An 18,166-nucleotide genomic window follows, 5' to 3' on the forward strand; every position below is an offset into this window, starting at 1 on the left:
GCAATAACGCGAAGCAACAAAGCAATAACGCTTTGAAGCAACGCTTATTCCCGTCAGGCGGACTTCTGTTTCGCGAGTTCCTCGTCGCGCAACGCACGGCGCAGAATTTTGCCGACGTTGGTTTGCGGCAGCTCGTCGCGGAACTCGACGAGCTTCGGCACCTTGTAGCCAGTCAGATTCTTGCGGCAGTACGCAATCACCTGCTCGGCGGTCAGTGTCGGCGTGCGCCGCACGATGAACACCTTCACGCGCTCGCCCTGCGCGGGGTCGGACACGCCGATCGCGGCGACTTCGCGCACGTCCGGATGCGCTGCGATCACGTCCTCGATTTCGTTCGGATACACGTTGAAGCCCGACACGAGGATCATGTCCTTCTTGCGATCGATCAGACGGATAAAGCCGCGCGAGTCCATCACGCCGATGTCGCCGGTCGCGAGCCAGCCGTCGTCGTCGATCACCTTCGCGGTTTCGTCGGGGCGGTTCCAGTAGCCCTTCATGACCTGCGGGCCCTTCACGCACAGCTCGCCCGCCTCGCCGATATTGGCCCAGCTGCCGTCGTCTTTCCTGAAGCGCACCTGCGTGGACGGCGCGGGCAAGCCGATCGAGCCCTCGAAGTCGCGCAGATTGGTCAGATCGACCGGATTCATCGAGACGATCGGCGAGCACTCGGTGAGTCCGTAGCCCTCGATGATCGGCTTGCCCGTCACCGCCTTGAAGCGCTCGGCGACGGCTTTCTGCGTCGCCATGCCGCCCGCCATCGCGAGCTTCAGGTCCGAGAAGTCGCGCCGACAGAATTCCTCGTTGTCGAGGAACGCGTTATAGAGCGTGTTGACCGCGGTCATGCCGGTGAATTTTTCGTGACGGATGATCATCATCACGCGCTTCATGTCGCGCGGATTCGCGATCAGGATGTTGCGCCCGCCGAGCCCCATGAAGATCAGCGCATTCACGGTCAGCGAGTAGATGTGATAAAGCGGCAGCGGCGTGAGCACCGTTTCGCCCTCGCCGGACAGCTGCCCCGCGGCCCACGCCTTCGCCTGCAACAGATTGGCGACGATGTTCCGGTGCGTGAGCATCGCGCCTTTCGCGACGCCGGTCGTGCCGCCCGTGTATTGCAGGAACGCGATGTCTTCGTGGGTCGCGCGCACCGGTGTGTGCGGCCGCGCATAACCGGCCGAAAGCGCTGTCAGGAGCGGCACCGCTTGCGGCAGCTTGTAAGGGGGCACCATCTTTTTCACGTGACGCAGCATGAAATTGAGCAGGTGTCCCTTCAGGTTCGCGCCGTCGGCGAGCAGATCGCCGAGCCCGGTCACGATCACGTTGCGCACCTTGGTGCCGGGCAATGCATCTTCGAGCGTCTTCGCGAAGTTCTCGAATACGACGATCGTCTGCGCGCCGCTGTCCTTTAGCTGGTGCGCGAGTTCGCGCACCGTGTAGAGCGGATTCACGTTGACGACCACCGCGCCCGCCTTGATCGTGCCGAACAGCGCGACCGGATACTGGAAGGTGTTCGGCAGCATGATCGCGACGCGCTCGCCCGGCTCCACGCCGATGCTTTGCAGGTACGCCGCGAACGCGCTCGCCTTGCGGCCCAGTTCACCGTAGGTCAGGTTCGCGCCGACGCTCACGTACGCGACGCGCTCGCGGAACTGTGCGGTGCATTCGTCGAAGAACTGATCGATCGACTCGTATTGCGTGACGTCGATGTCGCGCGGCACGTCGTCCGGATAGGACGCGTACCAGATGCCGTCGGTGTTCGGAGCGGGGTGGGGCACCGGGTTTTGACGAGGCGTGCCGCCTGCGTCCGGCACGTGCAGCGGGGCTTGGGTGGGCTCGGTCATCGGTTGCCTCCTGAAAATGTTGGTATGCGCTGCCGCGCTAGCGTTCCAGAATCGCGACGACCCCCTGGCCGCCCGCCGCGCAGATCGAGATCAGCCCGCGTGCGCTGCCGGCCGGTTGGTCGAGTTGCGCCAGCATCTTCGCGAGCGCGGCGACGATACGTCCGCCCGTCGCCGCAAACGGATGGCCGGTCGCGAGCGAACCGCCGTTCACGTTGAGCCTGGTGCGGTCGATCGCACCGAGCGCGCCGGCGAGGCCAAGCCGCGTGCGGCAATATTCGTCATCCTGCCATGCCGCGAGCGTGCACAACACCTGGGCCGCGAACGCTTCGTGGATTTCGTAGAAATCGAAGTCCTGCAGCGTGAGGCCGGCGCGCGCGAGCATGCGCGGCACCGCGTAGGCGGGCGCCATCAGAAGGCCTTCCTGCTGGTCGAAAAAGTCGACCGCCGCGGTTTCCGACCAGCTCAGATACGCGAGCACGGGCAAGCCACGCTCGGCCGCCCACGCTTCGCTCGCGAGCAGTACCGCGGATGCGCCATCGGTCAGCGGCGTCGAGTTGCCGGCGGTCAGCGTGCCCGCGTCGCGGTCGAACACGGGCTTCAGGTTCGCAAGCCTTTCGAGCGACAGGTCGGCGCGCAGGTTGTTGTCGCGCGCGAGGCCTTTGTACGGCGTCATCAGATCGTTGACGAAGCCGCGCGCGTACGCATCGGCGAGCTTGCGATGGCTCTCGTACGCGAGCACGTCCTGCGCCTCGCGCGAGATGTTCCAGCGCTTGGCCATCAGCTCGCAATGCTCGCCCATCGACAGCCCCGTGCGGGGCTCGCCGTTGCGCGGCAACAGCGGCCTGAACAACATGCCGGGCCGCAGCCTGCTGAGTGCGGCGAGACGCTGACCGGTACTCTTGCCGCGATTCGCTTCGAGCAGGATCTTGCGCATGCGCTCGTTGACGCCGATCGGCGTGTCGGACGTGGTATCGACGCCGCCCGCGATGCCCGCGTCGATCTGCCCGAGCGCGATCTTGTTGGCGACGAGGATCGCGGCTTCGAGGCCGGTGCCGCAGGCCTGCTGCACGTCGTAGGCGGGCGTTTCCTTCGCGAGCGTGGTGGACAGCACGGACTCGCGCGTCAGGTTGAAGTCGCGCGAATGCTTGATGACGGCGCCCGCCGCGACTTCGCCGAGACGCACGCCGTGCAGGTCATAGCGATCGATCAGCCCTTGCAGCGTGAAGCTCAGCATGTCCTGATTCGATGCGCTCGCGTACACGGTGTTCGAGCGGGCGAACGGAATCCGGTTGCCCCCGATGACGGCGACGCGGCGCACGGCAGGTTGCGGGTGGGACATACTCGGCTCCTTTGGGTCGTTTCCAGATTATTGTTCGATGCGAACGGCGCGCTCGCGGTTCACAGCAGCCGCCACTGCATGCGCCCGCGCAAATGCGGCTTTTCCCCGGCGATATCGCGCACCTCGAGATCGCGCTCGATCAGCGAAGGCGATGCGCTCCACAGCGACGCTTCGCCCGGCAGCAGCATCGGCACCTTGAACTCGGCGCTGAGCGTTGCTTCGGCGAGCGGCTTCGGCGGCTGCAGCGACGACGCCGCGCGCGCGAGCGTCCACATGCCATGCGCGATCGCGCGCGGAAAGCCGAACGCCTTCGCCGACAGCGCGCTGATGTGGATCGGGTTGTAGTCGCCGGACGCGCTCGCGTAGTCGCGGCCCAGTTGCGGCGCGAGCTGCCAGCGCGCGATCCGTTGCAGCGCATCGGGACCGAGCGTCAACGCTTCGAGCGGATGGCCGAGCGCCGGCACCGCGCGCTTCAGATAGATGCTGTCGCCGTCCCACACCGCCTCGCCGCGCCGATAGATGCGCGTATGCACGACGAACGCCTGGCCCTTGTCGTGACGCAGCAGCGCGCCGAATTCGACCTCGATGCGCAGCAGGTCCTTGTAGGCGAGCGGGCGGCGCAGCCGCACGTGATTGGCCAAATGCACGAGACCGAGCGCGGGCCACGGAAACGCGGGGTCGGTCAGCATCAGCAGATGCAGCGGAAACGCGAGCAGGTGCGGGTAGGTCAGCGGCACGCCGTGCTCGGGAATGAAGCCGCACACGCGCGCATAGCGCCACACGGGGCCGGGCTCGAGCACGACGGCGGGGCGCACGAGCCGCAACGGCGGCAGCCGCGTGTCGCGGCCGCGCTTGACGATGCCTGTCAGCGCGCGCCCGTACAGCTTGGCCGGCGCGGGCAGCGTTTCGATGACGACGGTTTTCGGCCGCGCGCCGTCGCCCGGCGCGGGAGCGAGCTGACGGCTGCCGAACGGATCACGCGGTTCGTCCATACCCATGCTCCCGTTCAGGCGCCAATCAGGCTTTGACCGCACACGCGCACGACCTGGCCCGTCACGCCAGCCGAGCCCGGGTGCGCGAGCCACGCGATGGTCTGCGCGACGTCGACGGGCTGGCCGCCCTGGCTCATCGAGTTCATGCGGCGGCCGGTCTCGCGGATCGCGAGCGGAATCTTCGCGGTCATCTGCGTTTCGATGAAGCCGGGCGCGACCGCGTTGATCGTGATGCCGCGCGCGCGCAGTGGCGGCGCCATGCTCTGCACCCGGCCGATCACGCCAGCCTTGGACGTCGCGTAGTTGGTCTGGCCGCGATTGCCCGCGATGCCGCTGATCGACGACACCGCGACGATGCGCCCGCCGTCGCGCAAGATGCCGCCCGCGAGCAGCGCGTCGTCGATGCGTTCCTGCGCGCTCAGGTTGATGTCGATCACGCTTTGCCAGACGGCGTCGGTCATCTTCGCGATGGTCTTATCCTTCGTGATGCCGGCGTTGTGCACGACGATGTCGACGCCGAGCTCGTCGAGCGCGGCGGCGATCTGCGCGGGCGCTTCGGGCGCGGCGATGTCGAACGCGAGCGGGCTGCCGTTCAGCTGCCGCATCGTCGCATCGAGCGCGTCGCGCGCGGACGGAATGTCGAGGCCGATCACATGCGCGCCCTCGGCCGCGATCACGCTCGCGATCGCCGCGCCGATGCCGCGCGCCGCGCCCGTGACCAGCGCACGCCGGCCGGCGAGCGGCTGGCGCCAGTCGAACGCGGGCGCGTCGTGCGGCAGCGCGCCATGTGCCGCGATCCGCACCACCTGACCGGACACATAGGCCGAGCGCGGCGACAGGAAAAAGCGCAGCGTCGCCTCGATGGCGTTTTCAGCGCCTTCCTCCACGTACACGAGATTCGCGGCGATGCCGCGCCGCGCTTCCTTGCCGAGCGAGCGCACGAGCCCTTCGAGCGCGCGCTGGGCAGTCCACTGACGCGGGCTCGCGCAGGCCTCGGGCGGCCGGCCCAGCACGACGATGCGCCCACACTTGCCGAGCGAGCGCAGCGTGTCGTGGAAAAAGCCGTGCAGCGGTTCGAGCAGGCTGCTGTCGTCGATACCGCTCGCGTCGAACATCAACGCGGCAAGCTTGCCCGGCGCACCGGCTTCGGCCGGCTCGAAGCGGCCGGTCATCAGGCCGTGGCGATGGGCGAGCGGCACCCACAGCCCGGCGCTTTCGTGCGCGACGCTCGTCATGCCGATGGTGGCGATCAGACTCGCGAGCGCGTCGAACAGGCGCGGCTCGCGGCCCGCGCCGATCGCGATCAGTCCGTCGAACTCGGGCCGGTCCGCGCGATAGCGCCGCAGCACCTCGGGCTTCGGCAGCCCGAGCGAGCGCGCGAGACGGCCGCCGAACGGCGAGTTGACGAACTTCAGGTAGGAGTCGTTCATGTTATCGGTTGCTCTGCTGGACGCGCCGCAGGCAGCCCCGTGATTTTCAGGGGCGCCGGACGTGTGTCAGTGTGCCTTGAGTTGCGTGACTCGGGTACGGTTTGCCGCGCTGGGTCGGTAGTTTTTTCTGCGTCAGCGCGCGCATCAGGCCACCAGTTCCAGCGCCTTTTCGAGCGCCTGCTTGCGCTGTTGCAAGCTCGCGAGCAGGTCGAAGTCGGCCGGGAAATCGTCGACCTTGACGACCTGCGCGCCGTAGCGCGCGTAGTCGTCGAGCACGCGCCGCTCGTCCGCGTCGACGAGGCCCTGGCGTTGCGCCGCATCGGTCCATGCGGCGAACTGCGGCAGGCTTTGCGGCAGCGGTTCGAGCAGACCCTGCTTCACCGCCTCGCGCAGCTTCTGCTCGATTTGCGTGAACTGCGGATTGAGCGCGAACGCGAGCTCGCCATAGCCGAGCGCATCGACGTCGGGGTGCGGCACGTACGAGTCGGCGACGAGCCGCTCGCGCGCGGCGCCGGGCGTTTGCATCAGTTCGGCGATCTCGCTGCCGAGCCGGTCCGACGGCTCGCGATGCGGCAGGCCGAACGGGAATGCGAGCACACGCACGAGCGTCGCGGCGACCCGGTTCGGGTAGTTCGCGAGCACGCCGTCGAGCGCGTGCTGCGCCTTGTACAGCGCATCCTCGACGCCCCACCGCACGAGCGGCAAGTCGTCGTGCTGTCGGCCTTCGTCCTCGAAACGCTTCAGCGTCGCCGAGATCAGGAACAGCTGCGACAGCACGTCCCCGAGGCGTCCCGAGATGCGTTCGCGACGCTTCAGATCGCCGCCGAGCACCAACATCGACACGTCGGCGAGCAACGCGAACACGGCCGACAGACGCGTCGCCGCGCGATAGTACGCATGGAGCGGCGCATACGCGCGGCGCGGCTTCGCGATCAGCGCGCCGCCGCTCAGCCCATACACGGCACTGCGCACCACGTTCGACACCGTGAAATTCACGTGACCGAAGAACGCCGCGTCGAACTCGCGCAAGGCTTTCGCGCGATCGGGCTCGCGCGTCGCCGTCATTTCCTTCAACACGTACGGATGGCAGCGAATCGCGCCCTGGCCGAAGATGATCAGACAGCGCGTCAGAATGTTCGCGCCTTCGACGGTGATCGAGATCGGCATTTGCTGATACGCGCGCGCCAGAAAGTTCGACGGCCCCATGCAAATACCCTTGCCGGCGACGACGTCCATGCCGTCGTTGATGACCATGCGCGCGCGCTCGGTGATGTGATATTTGGCGATCGCCGAAATGACGGAGGGCTTTTCGCCGAGGTCGACCGCCTGCGCGGACAGCCGGCGCGCGGCGTCCATCACGTACAGGTTGCCGCCCATGCGGCCGAGCGCTTCCTGCACGCCCTCGAACTTGCCGACGGCGGTGCGGAACTGGCGCCGAATCGCGGCATATGCGCCGGTGCCGCGCACGGCAATCTTCGCCATCCCGACGTTCGACGACGGCAGCGAGATCGCGCGGCCCGCCGCCAGACACTCCATCAGCATGCGCCAGCCGTTGCCGACCTGGGCGCGTCCGCCGATCACCCAGTCGAGCGGAATGAACACGTCCTTGCCCGAGTTCGGGCCGTTCTGGAATACCGCGTTCAACGGCCAGTGACGCCGGCCGATGTCGACGCCAGGGTGTTCGGTCGGAATCAGCGCGCAGGTGATGCCCGGTTCGTCGTTCGCGCCGAGCAGATGGTCGGGGTCGAGCGCGCGGAACGCGAGGCCGAGTACGGTCGCGATCGGCCCGAGCGTGATGTAGCGCTTGTCCCACGTGACGCGAAAGCCGAGCGTCTCGCGGCCCTCGTGCAGGCCCCGGCAAGCGATGCCGACATCGGGAATCGCGGCGGCGTCGGACCCGGCATACGGGCTCGTCAGCGCGAAGCAGGGGATTTCCTCGCCGCGCGCGAGACGCGGCAGATAGTAGTTCTTCTGCGCGTCGGTGCCGTAGTGCATCAGCAACTCGGCCGGGCCGAGCGAGTTCGGCACCATCACCGACACGGCCGCGGCCGAGCAGCGCGTCGCGAGCTTCATGATCACCTGCGAATGCGCGTACGCGGAGAACTGCTTGCCGCCGTACTGCTTCGGAATGATCATGCCGAGAAAGCCGTGCTGCTTGATGAACTGCCACGTTGGCGGCGACAGGTCCTGCCAGACCATCGTGGTTTCCCAGTCGTTCGCGAGGTCGCACAGCTGCTCGCATTCGACGTCGAGGAACGTCTGCTCTTCGGCGCTGAGCATGGCCGGGCCATAGCCGAGCAGCGTGTCCCAGTGCGGGCGGCCCGAGAACAGCTCGGCATCCCACCAGACCGTGCCCGCCTCGATCGCGTCGCGCTCGGTCGGCGACATCTGCGGCAGGATCTTGCGGAACGTGTCGAGCACCGGTTTCGCGAGCCATGCGCGGCGCAGCGGTTTGATCGTCAGCACGAGGGCGGGGAGTACGAACACGATCGCGAGCAGTGTCGTCAGCAGCGGGCCGGCCGCGCCGCTCACGAGTGCGGCCGCGACCCAGACGATCAGCGCCGCGAGCCACCATGAGGCGCGGGCCTGAACGTAGACGAGAGCGAATGCGGCGATGACGAGCGCCAGGATGAACCACGGCATGACGTTTCCTCCTCTGTGGTGACGCAATCGCCGGGCCAGCTGCGAGTCGCGCACTTGCGTCGGGCGTTACCGTGTCTTACCGATTCGACTGACGGGCACGGCGCAGCTGCGCAACGTAAATGTACTGCTCGGGTAAGCGAGCTCGATCGGGTTCCATGTACGACGTGTGGTGGTTACGTCGAGTGATGACGCAATGACGCCGTGAGACGTCGTCAGGCGGTGCCGTGCAGCCCATGCTGATAGCTTGCCGGCGCCGCTTCCATCGTGCCGCCGCGGCTGTTGCTGTCGAACGTGTCGCGTGCCACTGCGCACGCGGCCGCCTCGCCGCTGGTATGTTCTTGCGCACTGGCGAACGTGCCGTCCACGCCGCCGTCGGTCGCATCGCCGAGCACGGCGCCGAACACGGCCAGTTGCGAGCCGTCCGGCAGCGGCGCCTTCAGCGCGGAGACCATCAGCGACGCAAGGCGCGCGATGAGCTGCAGATCGTTCATCGACTTGCCTTGCGAGAACTCGGCAATCAGGGTGTCGGTATCGGTGCCGGCGAGCACCCCCGACAGCGCGCCGATCGCGAAATGCAACCGCCAGCCGAGCTCCTCGCGAGGCAGATGCGGCAGCGCGCGCTGGAACGCGTCGAAGAAGCGCATCGCCACCGCTTCGTAATGCGCGTTCAGAAAGTCGCGGATGAACGACGCGGGATCGGTGTAGGCGCGCCCGAGCAGGCGCAGAAACGCTTTGCCGCCGACACGCGGATCGCGCGACAGACGCAGCGCCGGAATGAACATCGCGCCGAGCACGTGCTCGCAGGTCAGGCGCGCGCCGAGCATGACGTCGAAACGGTCGAGCAGCTTCAGGCGCTCCCGGTTCAGCTGATCGAGCCGGCGCGACAGCATCGAGTGAATCAGCGATTCCTTGCTGCCGAAGTGATAGTTGACCGCCGCGAGATTGACTTCGGCGCGCGAAGTGATCTGGCGCAGCGACATCGCCTCATAGCCGCATTCGATGAACAGCGTCTCCGCGGCGTCGAGAATGCGTGACTTCGTATCGCCGGCATGCCGGCCGGCTGTGCGAACTGCCATGTTGCCGTCTCCCAGTTGCCGGGGCTGCCGGCTCGCAAACACGCGATTCAAATCGATATTTGAAACGACCGTTTTTTTTAGGATAAGAAAGGATGGTCGGTGCGATCAAGGGACGGGCTCGACGAACTCCTCTAGAAGACCTGTCGGGGAGCCATGCTGGCGAAGCGCGGCGCGTCATGCCGCGCGGAAAATAAAAAGACCGTTCCGAACGAATCGGAACGGCCTCGTGTCGTGTTGCGATGTAATCTGGCCTTGCGCTCGACGACCGGGTTGACCCGGCTCCACGCGTTGACGCGTATTGGCTAGCCGTCCAGTTCGAAAGCCTCAAGCTCTTAAACTCGTCCTCCGACCGCGCCGTCCGTCGATTCCGCGCCGACGACTTCACGCGCGGACTGCGTCATGTCGATGCCACGGCGCTCGCGACTGAACGGAATCAGCGCGCAGATCAGGATCGCGACGATGCCGACCACGATCGCCAGCACGAGCGCGTAGTTGTTGCCGTGCACTTCGGCGATTTTCGCTTGCAGCGGACCGTTGACCGACGCGATCAGATTGCCGAGCTGATACACGAGACCGGGGAAGGTCGCGCGGATTTCATCGGGCGAGATTTCGTTCAGGTGCACCGGAATCACGCCCCAGGCGCCTTGCACCGAGATCTGCATCAGGAACGCGCCGAGCGCGAGCAGGGTCGGCGTGGTCGAGAAGGCCCACAGCGGCAGCACCGGCAGCGCGATCAACGCGGCGATGAAAATCGCGCGCTTGCGGCCGATCTTCTCCGACGCCCAGCCGAAGAACAGACCCCCGCAGATCGCGCCGATGTTCAGCGTGATCGTGATCCACGACACCGTGTGCGCGTCGAACTGGCGCTGTACGCGCAGGAAGGTCGGATACAGATCCTGCGAGCCGTGCGAGAAGAAGTTGAAGGCGGTCATCAGGATGATCGCGTACATCGACAGACCGACGTTCAGCTTGAGCGTCGCGACGAGGCCAGGACGGACCTTCTTCTCGAGCGTCTTGAACGCGGGCGACTCCGGCACGTGCGCGCGAATGTACAGCACGAGCAGCGCGGGCAGCACGCCGACGAAGAACATGCCGCGCCAGCCGATGTATTGATAGAACAGGCCGAACACGATCGACGCGAGCAGGTAGCCGCTCGGATAACCGGCTTGCAGAAGACCCGACACGATACCGCGCGACTTCGTCGGCACGGTTTCCATGGTCAGCGCGCCGCCGACACCCCATTCGCCGCCCATCGCGATACCGAACAGCGCGCGCAGCACGAGCAGCGTCATCAGGTTCGGCGACAGACCGGACAGCAGTTCGAGCAGGGAGAAGCACGCGATGTTGACCATCAGCGTCGGACGACGGCCGTATTTGTCGGCGAGCCAGCCGAAAATCAATGCGCCGAGCGGGCGCATCATCAAGGTCAGCATGATCGCGACTGTGACCGAAGGAATGTCCGTATTGAATTCCTGCGCGATATCTTTCAATACGAACACCATCAGAAAGAAATCGAATGCGTCGAGGGTCCAGCCTAGATAGGCGGCGATCGTGACGTTTCTCTGTTCCCGAGTCCAGCTCATTGATTGTTCTCCTCAGTCTCCACAAAACCGCGTTTGATCGCGGACGGCACCGTAGCCCTTGCGCCTTATGGCAAGCGCTTCCCGGCGAGTGTACGCCGAGCGTTAAGCATCTGCATGGTTGAAGCCGGTTTTCTCCGTGTTAATCCGGAGAGCAATTTTCGTGCTGAATTCGTAGTGCATGTTTAATGTCGGAAAAATGTAATTGCCGGTTCGATTCATGTTTGTATTTTGTAATGTTTATCGGGATTTCCCAGCGCCCATTTTTCATGAAGTTTATGGCAATGGCGTTTTGACGGGGCGGCCCGTGCCGGTCCGCGCGCCGCATCGAACCTTCATGTACAGTTATTTCGCCAACTGATCGACATATCGCTATGTCCTTGACGCCATCGCCTTCGTTGCTCGACGAGATGCTCGACGCTGTCGCGCGTCGCTATCGCCTGCCGGCGCTTGCGGCCGTCTGCGCGCCGACGCAGCAAGCGAGACCCGCCACCGTGCTCGCGCTCGCGATCGAGCAGGCTCGCGAGGCGAGCGCGCGTGGCGAAGCGCCGGATGCGGCGAACCAGCGCTTCTTCGTCGAGGCGCTCGCGCGCATGATTCGGGAGGCGATGCGCGAGGAAGCCGGCGACCCGGTGTTTCAGGCGATGCTGCTACGGCACCGCAGCACGGTGGTGCGCGAGTACGCGTCGCTGGCCGCGCACGCGAGCGTCGATCGCCGGCTGATCTACGCGGCCGTCAATGCGATCGCACATCCGGCCAAACAGCAGAGGCTGCTACCCGGCCTGCAACGCGACGCGCTGGCGCATCTGCACGCGCTGGCGTTCGCCGAAGCGTGGCCCGCGCTGGCCGAAGCCGTGCAAGCTTGCATCGATACGCCGCAAATCGCGCACGACGCGGCGCTGCAACGCGGCCTCGCGCAATTGCTGGAGAGTGCCGCTTTGCAGCGCTTGCGCCGTCTTTACGCGCTCGCGTCCGACGAGCGCGTGCGTCAGTACCAGACGCTGTGGGATCGTCAGGGGCCGCGCCCGGGAAGCTCGACTGCCGTGGCACGAGGCTTGAGTTCGAAGCAGCGCGGCGCCGCGGTCGAGGCATCGGCCGCCGATGCGCTCGACGCGCTCGCGCGGCGCCTCAATGACGCGCAGGGGGCGCTCGCCTCGTACCGTGTCGTGAACTCGATGCGCGTGCCGGCCGCGATACCCGCGAGCCACGAGCGCGCGAAAACCGAATGGGACGTGGTGCTGCTGCGCCAGGCACAGCCCCCGGCCGACGCGGCGGCGTGGGACGTCTGCCTGCTCGTCGAAGCGAAGGCATCGGTCGATGCGGCCACCACCGATCTGCCGCGGCTCGTGCGTGGACTGACGCTGCTTGCGCATGCGGACCCGCACACCGTCTACCCGTTTCGGACGCAGCAGGGGACGGTGGGATTGAGCGGCGCGTCGCTCGCCGCGCTGACGAGCGACGGGGCCGGTCTTCGCAGGACCGTGCTCTATTGCTGCGACGCACCCGTCGAAGCGGCGCCGCGCGTGCTGGGCCCTGCGAGCCGGATGCAGCTGCTGTCGGCGCACGCCAGCCTCGATTTCGCGGCCGCACTGGCGGATGGCCGTGATGCCGATTGCGCGGTGCTGGAACCGGTGTGGCATCAGTTGCTCGAATCGCCGAGATGGCGGACGGCGCTCGACCAGTACGCGACGCTGCGCGAGGTCCGCGAATTGATGGTTCATCCGGACGACTTGCGGGCCGCCGTCGGCATCGCCGACGCAAGACGGTTGAGCGCGGCGCGCTAGGCCTGCCAGGTCTGCCTGGGGCCCACGCAAGCGCTGTGCCGCAGTCGCGGCGCGATTGCATTGGAGGTGGCGCGCGCGTTGCTCGTAGCAATATATCTTCGAGCAAAAAGGAGTGGTGATGGAAACGCCGTCGAAGCGACTGTCGGACACACAGGTGCAGGTTGCCAGCAAGATCTACGGATTTCGTTCGCCACAGGAGGCGGACCGTTTCGTGCAATGTCTGCGCGACGGCGACGCGAGCCGCTGCGTCGCGGACGTTCCGCCCGAGACAGCAACCGATGCCTATCCCCCCGGAACCCGCACAGGGTCGGGCGCGGGCATGACGATCGGGCCGCCGCCGGGCGGGCTCGATAGCGACGAGTAACACGTTTGCGCCGGGTCGCCGGCGCGGGCACGGTTCTAACGCCTCGGCGATCAAAAAGACAATCTCGACCCGGACAATCCGTCGAACCCGCAATTACAACATTTGCAACGTGCGCGTATTGCAACGTGCGCGTGTGGCGACGCCCGCGTCAGCGCACCGGCCCCAGCGACGCCGACAGAGGTGCGGAGCCGCCGCCCAGCGTCCGGTCGATCAGATAGCGGCCCTGTTCGATGCCGGCGCGCAACGCTTCCGCCTCGGTGAGCCATTCCGGCGTCACGGGCTCCGCGTTGGCCAGATTGGCGGGTATCTCCAGCGGCCGGCCCTCGCGGGAAATCGACACATCGGCGATCCAGGCGCCTCGCGAGTTCCGATGGGCGGTCACCGTGATCAGCGCGCCGCGGTGCGCGTCATGCATCGCGTGGTGGGAGCCGGGCTCGGCGCGCGCGGCCGGCATCGCGCGTCCGTCCGCGCTAGCCATATCGGAGCCGGTCTCGCCGATGCTTGCGCCGGCGCTGCGGTCAGTGTGCTCAGTTGGGGGGAGCGGGGTCATGCTGTCCTCGGCGAGCGAATGATCTGCCTGATTCGAGCAAGCGCTGTGCCGACAGGGCGAACGCGTGCAGGCATCCGTCCAGAAACGGGCACGCGGCGTGCGATCGCTCAGCGCGGGCCCGGCTCTTGCGCTGCGCTCAACGCTGGCGTCGCTTCGCTCTGTCGGTCGAGAGGCGAAGTCTTTGCTGATGGCGGCCGGCGCAAATGAATCGTAAGGAGGAGGGAATGTCGATCCATGCGAAGGTCACGAGGTGGCGCAACGTCGGGCGATTCTGCGTCGAACGTGTAACCGACTATAGCGAACTGCTCGCGCTGGAAGTCGAGGAGACGCGAAAGCGTCTGGTGCGCGAGTTGAGCGCACTCATGGCGTTGGCAGTCGCGGGCCTGTTCACGCTGTCCTTCATTTGCATCGCGATCATCGCCACCGCGTGGCAGACGCCTTACTTCCTTGCGGTGGTCTGGGGCGTTGCCGCCGCGTGGCTGCTCGTGTGCATCGTGTCCTTGCTCGTCTTGCGGGCGCAGAAACCGGCGCAATCGCTTCACGTGCTCAAGGCCGAGATTCATTCCGATCTTGACGCTCTCAGGGAGTCGCTCAAATGAGTCAGCCACATCACGCAAATGAGCTTGCCCGGGTCACCATTCTGAAACGCATGGAGGCATCGCGAGCCGCATTGGTCGCGGCGAACCAGACTGCCGCGTTGCCGGCGGTGCGGGCCGCCTCGCGCTACTCCGCCGGCAATGTGCTCGCGTCGCTCGCCGAGGCGCCGCATGTTGCGCTGCTTCTCGCGCTGGTGATCGGCGGCATCGTGCTGGGGCCGCGCCGCACGCTGTCGATCGCGGGCCGTTCCGGTCTTGCGGCGTGGATCGCCCGCAATGTGCGGCGGTCGATCGCGCAGTGACGCCCTGAGCGAATGCAGCGATCGGACCAGGCAAAGCAGAATCGCCTCAGCGAACCGTGTGCAACCCTACCAGCCTGCTAGACTGGAAGTTCCCCTGCAAGCCATGGAGGGAAATATGACGACCGTCTACGTCGTAAAGACCGGCGAAAAGTTCCTCTGCACGGCAGAGGACGGCGATATCGGCATGGCACCGGAGATTAAGGAAGCCACGTCCTTTCGCTCGTATGAGGAAGCGAATAAAGTCGCGAACGAGCACGCCGACCCCGGATACGAAATCCTGACCATCGACGTTAACAAACGCTGACGAGGTGTTAGCTGTTTGCGCCCAGGCGCTCAGCGAAACAAGGCTGGCAATACAACAGGCGCCATGCGACATGGCGCTCGGGTCGGGTGCGTCCGAAATCGTCGTCATGACGGCTTCGGGCATTCAGGCGGCGGCCGAAACCACTCTGCAAGCGCGCATAGCACGACACTCCACGCCGTCCCCGGCGGGGACGGCATGCTCTGCATCGTCGAGCTGGTCAGGCGAGCAGGCTTACGATCCGCCAAAGAACACCGGCTTCATCCCACTCGTGCTGGCCGGATTACCCATCTGCTGCGTACCGCTGGTCGCGGGGCCGTAGCCGCTGCTTTGGCCTGCGGCAGTGGCGTTGGTGGTCGGCATGTTGGTAGGAAAGTCGACGGTATTCGCATTGGCCGGATTGAAGCCGGCTTGCTCGAGCTGAGCGATTTCTGCCTGCACTTGCGCGTGCGTCAGCGCCCCGTCCGACTGCGCCAGCGATGCAACTGACACAGCCATGACCGCGACCGCGCAAGCTGTGTGGACTAACGTCTTCATGATGGCCCGCCTCCTTGTTGGTTACTCCGGCTGACTCGCGCTTTGCTTTTCGCGGTTCAACTGATCAAAGGTTAGGTGAGGAACCGCACAGTGGTCGTTTATTTTCCATGGTAGGGGGTTCGTCCATCAGCCGACGCTGGTCGACGCTAGCGCCCGAACGCTCCGATGTCGGCCGCGCATCCGAGGACACGAGCCGACATCATCGAAGCGTGGGTCAAGCAGCCGTTCGCGGGTCGTCGTCGAACATCCGCATTCCCGCGGGTGCCGTCGTCAAGAAAGCTCAGGTGCGCGTAATCGAAGCCCCACCGTCCACCAACGAAGCGGTACCCGTCACGAAGGACGAATCGTCGGAAGCAAGGTAGAGCGCCGAGCGGGCAATCTCTTCCGGCTTTGCGACCCGCTTGAGCGCGTGCAGCCCGGTCACGAACGTCTGCGATTCGGCCGTATCGTTCATACCGCGATACATCTGCGTGTCCACCGCGCCCGGGAGGATCGCGTTGGACGCGCACGCCTTGCGGGCCGTATTCAGCCGCGAGCGCTTGCGTCAGTCCGATCAGCCCGGCTTTGCTCGCGGCATAGGCGGCGGTCCCCGGGAAGGCGAACGAGTAGCCGACGAACGTCGACGTGAAGATGATCGACCCACCGCCTTGCTTGATCATTTCAGGAATCTGATGCTTGGCGCCGACAAACGCGCTCGTCAGGTTGGTGGCCAGCGTCGCTGACCTACGCGCAGGCCGGCTCGTCCAGGTATTGCCTGAATACCGTTTGCCGGATATCGATGTGCTCGCGCTGTATCCGAGCCGTCGCCACGTGAGCGCAAAAGTTCGTGCGGCAATCGATTTCCTGGTCAACGCGTTCTCGGGCGTGCCACCGTGGGACGAGACGTGAAGGGATGTCTGAGGTGTGTCGGCTATCCGGAAACCGGATGCCTGCAATTGGGGAAGAGGCCGCCGGGCACGGCGCGTTCGATAGCACGATTCAACTGGAATTCGGTCTGTCACCGTTCTTTAATGTGTCGTATGGCGCGTCATGCCGGAGACCTGACACACCCGATGAAAACTGCACATTGAATCGCCGGCACGGTCGCCCTCCAACGAGTTGACGCAGCAGGTCTGGATCAGCGATGTCCCGGAACAAGAACCGACGGGAGACATTCGTGAGAACAATCGACGCCATCATGGCTGGTCTGATCTGCTGTTCATGCGCAGCCGCGGCCTACGCCGCCGACATCAAGGGAGCCGGCAGCACGTTCGCCGCTCCTCTCTACACCCGATGGGCCGCCGACTACCAGAAGTCGGGTGGCAGCACGGTGATCTATCAGGGCACGGGTTCGTCCGATGGGCTCAAGCAGGTCATCGCCCGGGAAGTCGACTTTGCGGGCTCGGACGCGCCACTGACCGACGATCAACTGACCCGCAACGGCTTGCGGCAATTTCCAACCGTAATCGGCGGCGTGGTACCCGTCGTGAACCTTCCGGGGCTCAAAGCCGGCGAGGTGATGTTGACGGGGCCGGTCGTCGCCGACATCTATCTCGGCAAGATTCAGTTCTGGGACGACCCGGCAATCGTGCGGTTGAACCCAAAGATCAAGATGCCTAATTACCCGATTGCCGTGGTGCGTCGCCAGGATGGCTCGGGCACGACGCTGATCTGGACTCACTACCTCGCGCAGGTCAGTCCGGAATGGAAGCGCAGGGTAGGCGAAGGCACCAGCGTGCGGTGGCCGCTCGGCATCGGCGGCAAAGGCAACGAGGGCATTGCCACGTATGTCGGCTATCTGCCCGGCGCAATCGGCTATGTCGCATGGGATTTCACGAAACAGAACCGCTTGAAGTACGTTGCCATGACCAATGCGGCGGGTAATGTCGTTCAGCCCAGCGCCGCGACCTTCAAGGCAGCCGCGGCGAGCGCCGACTGGTCGGGCTCTCTCTCGCAATCGCTGACCAACCAGCCGGGCAAGGATGCCTGGCCGGTCATGGGTGCGACTTATGTGTTGCTTCCCCGCGATGCCGAACAAGCCGGGCCACGACGAAGCCACCTTGAAGTTTTTCGAATGGGCGTTGAGTCATGGTGGGCCGACGGTCAACGCGCTGGATTACATACCGCTTCCGGAGCTGGTCGTGACGAAGATCCGCGCACAATGGCCCGCCGATACAGGCGAAAAGTCGGTGCACAACGCGTTCGCAGTGCCGTGACCAGCAATCGTGTCTGGCGCATGTCGATTTCCCCTATGATCATTCGTCGTAGTCACTGGAGGCGCCGTTGCCTCCAGACACTTTCGTCTTCTAAGGGAAAACCCAAATGCGCGTCATGGTCATGATCAAGGCAACCCCCGAATCGGAAGCCGGGCAAATGCCGAGTACCGAACTCCTCACGGCGATGGGGCAGTACAACGAGCAATTGGTCAAGGCCGGCATCATGCAGGGCGGCGACGGGTTGAAGCCGAGTTCGGCCGGCGCTCGCGTGAGGTTCTCAGGGAAGGACCGCACCGTCATTGACGGCCCGTTTGCGGAAACCAAGGAATTGATCGCCGGGTACTGGCTCTGGCAGGTTCAATCGATGGACGAAGCGATTGAATGGGTAAAGCGCTGCCCGAATCCGATGGTCAGTGATTCAGAGATCGAGATTCGCCCGTTCTTTGAGCCTGCGGATTTTGGCGAAGCTTTTACGCCCGAGCTTCAAGACGAGGAAAATCGTCTGCGCAGGCAAATTGACGGGCAGATGCGTTGACGATTTTCACCGCATCAGTCTGCGGGTACGAACGCACTCCAGATCCGACTGTCCGAGACGCTACGCGGGCTTCCGATACGTTGTCCGGAAGCCCGATGCCA

The 18,166-nt window shown here is 65.2% G+C and carries 15 protein-coding genes and 3 pseudogenes; 8 read left to right on the forward strand and 10 right to left on the reverse strand.

Annotation, left to right across the window (positions count from 1 at the left end; translation table 11 throughout):
• Positions 1 to 53: 53 nt before the first annotated feature.
• From OKW40_RS23800 to OKW40_RS23830, 7 genes are all read right to left on the reverse strand, one after another.
• Positions 54 to 1,841: an AMP-binding protein gene (locus OKW40_RS23800; RefSeq protein WP_429491793.1), complete on the reverse strand. Its 1,788-nt coding sequence runs from the start codon at positions 1,839 to 1,841 to the stop codon at positions 54 to 56.
• Positions 1,842 to 1,878: 37 nt separating this feature from the next.
• Positions 1,879 to 3,180, reverse strand: a complete 1,302-nt coding sequence (locus OKW40_RS23805) for an acetyl-CoA C-acetyltransferase (protein ID WP_429491795.1) — start codon at positions 3,178 to 3,180, stop codon at positions 1,879 to 1,881.
• A 59-nt stretch (positions 3,181 to 3,239) separates the two neighbouring features.
• On the reverse strand, positions 3,240 to 4,172 hold the full coding sequence (locus OKW40_RS23810; RefSeq protein WP_090804158.1) for a MaoC/PaaZ C-terminal domain-containing protein: 933 nt from the start codon (positions 4,170 to 4,172) through the stop codon (positions 3,240 to 3,242).
• A 14-nt stretch (positions 4,173 to 4,186) separates the two neighbouring features.
• Positions 4,187 to 5,602 (reverse strand): 3-oxoacyl-ACP reductase, encoded by a 1,416-nt coding sequence (locus tag OKW40_RS23815; RefSeq protein WP_429491797.1) that lies wholly within the window; start codon positions 5,600 to 5,602, stop codon positions 4,187 to 4,189.
• A gap of 144 nt (positions 5,603 to 5,746) precedes the next feature.
• Positions 5,747 to 8,245 (reverse strand): acyl-CoA dehydrogenase, encoded by a 2,499-nt coding sequence (locus OKW40_RS23820; protein WP_429491799.1) that lies wholly within the window; start codon positions 8,243 to 8,245, stop codon positions 5,747 to 5,749.
• Between the two features lie 212 nt (positions 8,246 to 8,457).
• The gene (locus OKW40_RS23825; RefSeq protein WP_429491801.1) at positions 8,458 to 9,321 is read right to left on the reverse strand and encodes a TetR/AcrR family transcriptional regulator; all 864 of its coding nucleotides are present in this window, start codon (positions 9,319 to 9,321) and stop codon (positions 8,458 to 8,460) included.
• 332 nt (positions 9,322 to 9,653) lie between these two features.
• A complete protein-coding gene (locus OKW40_RS23830; RefSeq protein ID WP_429491802.1) occupies positions 9,654 to 10,904 on the reverse strand; it encodes an MFS transporter in 1,251 nt (416 codons plus the stop codon).
• A gap of 371 nt (positions 10,905 to 11,275) precedes the next feature.
• Here OKW40_RS23830 and OKW40_RS23835 point away from each other — a divergent pair, with 371 nt between their 5' ends.
• Both OKW40_RS23835 and OKW40_RS23840 read left to right on the forward strand, forming a co-directional pair.
• Positions 11,276 to 12,685, forward strand: a complete 1,410-nt coding sequence (locus tag OKW40_RS23835; RefSeq protein ID WP_429491804.1) for a 3-deoxy-D-arabino-heptulosonate 7-phosphate synthase — start codon at positions 11,276 to 11,278, stop codon at positions 12,683 to 12,685.
• Between the two features lie 118 nt (positions 12,686 to 12,803).
• Positions 12,804 to 13,049 carry a hypothetical protein gene (locus tag OKW40_RS23840; protein WP_018418326.1) on the forward strand — a complete coding sequence of 82 codons (246 nt, stop codon included), beginning with the start codon at positions 12,804 to 12,806 and terminating at the stop codon, positions 13,047 to 13,049.
• Between the two features lie 148 nt (positions 13,050 to 13,197).
• Here the strand turns inward: OKW40_RS23840 and OKW40_RS23845 are convergent, their stop codons facing one another.
• Positions 13,198 to 13,599 (reverse strand): DUF6566 family protein, encoded by a 402-nt coding sequence (locus OKW40_RS23845; RefSeq protein ID WP_429491806.1) that lies wholly within the window; start codon positions 13,597 to 13,599, stop codon positions 13,198 to 13,200.
• A gap of 224 nt (positions 13,600 to 13,823) precedes the next feature.
• On the opposite strand from OKW40_RS23845, the gene OKW40_RS23850 reads away from it, so the two are divergent.
• The 3 genes from OKW40_RS23850 to OKW40_RS23860 all read left to right on the forward strand — a co-directional run bounded on the left by OKW40_RS23850 (position 13,824) and on the right by OKW40_RS23860 (position 14,801).
• Positions 13,824 to 14,198: a phage holin family protein gene (locus OKW40_RS23850; RefSeq protein WP_090804170.1), complete on the forward strand. Its 375-nt coding sequence runs from the start codon at positions 13,824 to 13,826 to the stop codon at positions 14,196 to 14,198.
• On the forward strand, positions 14,195 to 14,497 hold the full coding sequence (locus tag OKW40_RS23855; RefSeq protein ID WP_429491808.1) for a hypothetical protein: 303 nt from the start codon (positions 14,195 to 14,197) through the stop codon (positions 14,495 to 14,497). Before OKW40_RS23850 ends, OKW40_RS23855 begins: the two co-directional genes overlap by 4 nt.
• A gap of 115 nt (positions 14,498 to 14,612) precedes the next feature.
• Positions 14,613 to 14,801 carry a hypothetical protein gene (locus OKW40_RS23860; protein WP_018418322.1) on the forward strand — a complete coding sequence of 63 codons (189 nt, stop codon included), beginning with the start codon at positions 14,613 to 14,615 and terminating at the stop codon, positions 14,799 to 14,801.
• A 231-nt stretch (positions 14,802 to 15,032) separates the two neighbouring features.
• On the opposite strand, the gene OKW40_RS23865 is transcribed toward OKW40_RS23860, so the two are convergent.
• Complete coding sequence (locus tag OKW40_RS23865; protein ID WP_184029736.1) at positions 15,033 to 15,335, reverse strand: DUF4148 domain-containing protein; 303 nt, start codon at positions 15,333 to 15,335, stop codon at positions 15,033 to 15,035.
• Positions 15,336 to 15,615: 280 nt separating this feature from the next.
• Positions 15,616 to 16,054: pseudogene (locus tag OKW40_RS23870) on the reverse strand (SDR family oxidoreductase); the annotation flags it as partial.
• Position 16,055: 1 nt separating this feature from the next.
• Here OKW40_RS23870 and OKW40_RS23875 point away from each other — a divergent pair.
• The 3 genes and pseudogenes from OKW40_RS23875 to OKW40_RS23885 form a co-directional block, all read left to right on the forward strand.
• Positions 16,056 to 16,223 (forward strand): annotated as a pseudogene (locus OKW40_RS23875) (LysR family transcriptional regulator); the annotation flags it as partial.
• A 268-nt stretch (positions 16,224 to 16,491) separates the two neighbouring features.
• Positions 16,492 to 17,530 (forward strand): annotated as a pseudogene (pstS, locus tag OKW40_RS23880) (phosphate ABC transporter substrate-binding protein PstS).
• Between the two features lie 106 nt (positions 17,531 to 17,636).
• Positions 17,637 to 18,065 carry a YciI family protein gene (locus OKW40_RS23885; RefSeq protein ID WP_184066858.1) on the forward strand — a complete coding sequence of 143 codons (429 nt, stop codon included), beginning with the start codon at positions 17,637 to 17,639 and terminating at the stop codon, positions 18,063 to 18,065.
• The last annotated feature ends 101 nt before the right edge of the window (positions 18,066 to 18,166 follow it).

Source organism: Paraburkholderia sp. RAU6.4a (genome assembly GCF_050435625.1).
In the GTDB taxonomy this organism is placed as follows: Bacteria; Pseudomonadota; Gammaproteobacteria; order Burkholderiales; family Burkholderiaceae; genus Paraburkholderia; species Paraburkholderia tuberum.

Coding starts and splice junctions, on each gene's coding strand:
- OKW40_RS23805 (WP_429491795.1), bottom strand. CDS start 3,180: ATGTCCCACCCGCAACCTGCCGTGCGCCGCGTCGCCGTCATCGGGGGC.
- OKW40_RS23845 (WP_429491806.1), bottom strand. CDS start 13,599: ATGACCCCGCTCCCCCCAACTGAGCACACTGACCGCAGCGCCGGCGCA.
- OKW40_RS23830 (WP_429491802.1), bottom strand. CDS start 10,904: ATGAGCTGGACTCGGGAACAGAGAAACGTCACGATCGCCGCCTATCTA.
- OKW40_RS23840 (WP_018418326.1), top strand. CDS start 12,804: ATGGAAACGCCGTCGAAGCGACTGTCGGACACACAGGTGCAGGTTGCC.
- OKW40_RS23850 (WP_090804170.1), top strand. CDS start 13,824: ATGTCGATCCATGCGAAGGTCACGAGGTGGCGCAACGTCGGGCGATTC.
- OKW40_RS23835 (WP_429491804.1), top strand. CDS start 11,276: ATGTCCTTGACGCCATCGCCTTCGTTGCTCGACGAGATGCTCGACGCT.
- OKW40_RS23825 (WP_429491801.1), bottom strand. CDS start 9,321: ATGGCAGTTCGCACAGCCGGCCGGCATGCCGGCGATACGAAGTCACGC.
- OKW40_RS23800 (WP_429491793.1), bottom strand. CDS start 1,841: ATGACCGAGCCCACCCAAGCCCCGCTGCACGTGCCGGACGCAGGCGGC.
- OKW40_RS23815 (WP_429491797.1), bottom strand. CDS start 5,602: ATGAACGACTCCTACCTGAAGTTCGTCAACTCGCCGTTCGGCGGCCGT.
- OKW40_RS23855 (WP_429491808.1), top strand. CDS start 14,195: ATGAGTCAGCCACATCACGCAAATGAGCTTGCCCGGGTCACCATTCTG.
- OKW40_RS23860 (WP_018418322.1), top strand. CDS start 14,613: ATGACGACCGTCTACGTCGTAAAGACCGGCGAAAAGTTCCTCTGCACG.
- OKW40_RS23820 (WP_429491799.1), bottom strand. CDS start 8,245: ATGCCGTGGTTCATCCTGGCGCTCGTCATCGCCGCATTCGCTCTCGTC.
- OKW40_RS23885 (WP_184066858.1), top strand. CDS start 17,637: ATGCGCGTCATGGTCATGATCAAGGCAACCCCCGAATCGGAAGCCGGG.
- OKW40_RS23865 (WP_184029736.1), bottom strand. CDS start 15,335: ATGAAGACGTTAGTCCACACAGCTTGCGCGGTCGCGGTCATGGCTGTG.
- OKW40_RS23810 (WP_090804158.1), bottom strand. CDS start 4,172: ATGGACGAACCGCGTGATCCGTTCGGCAGCCGTCAGCTCGCTCCCGCG.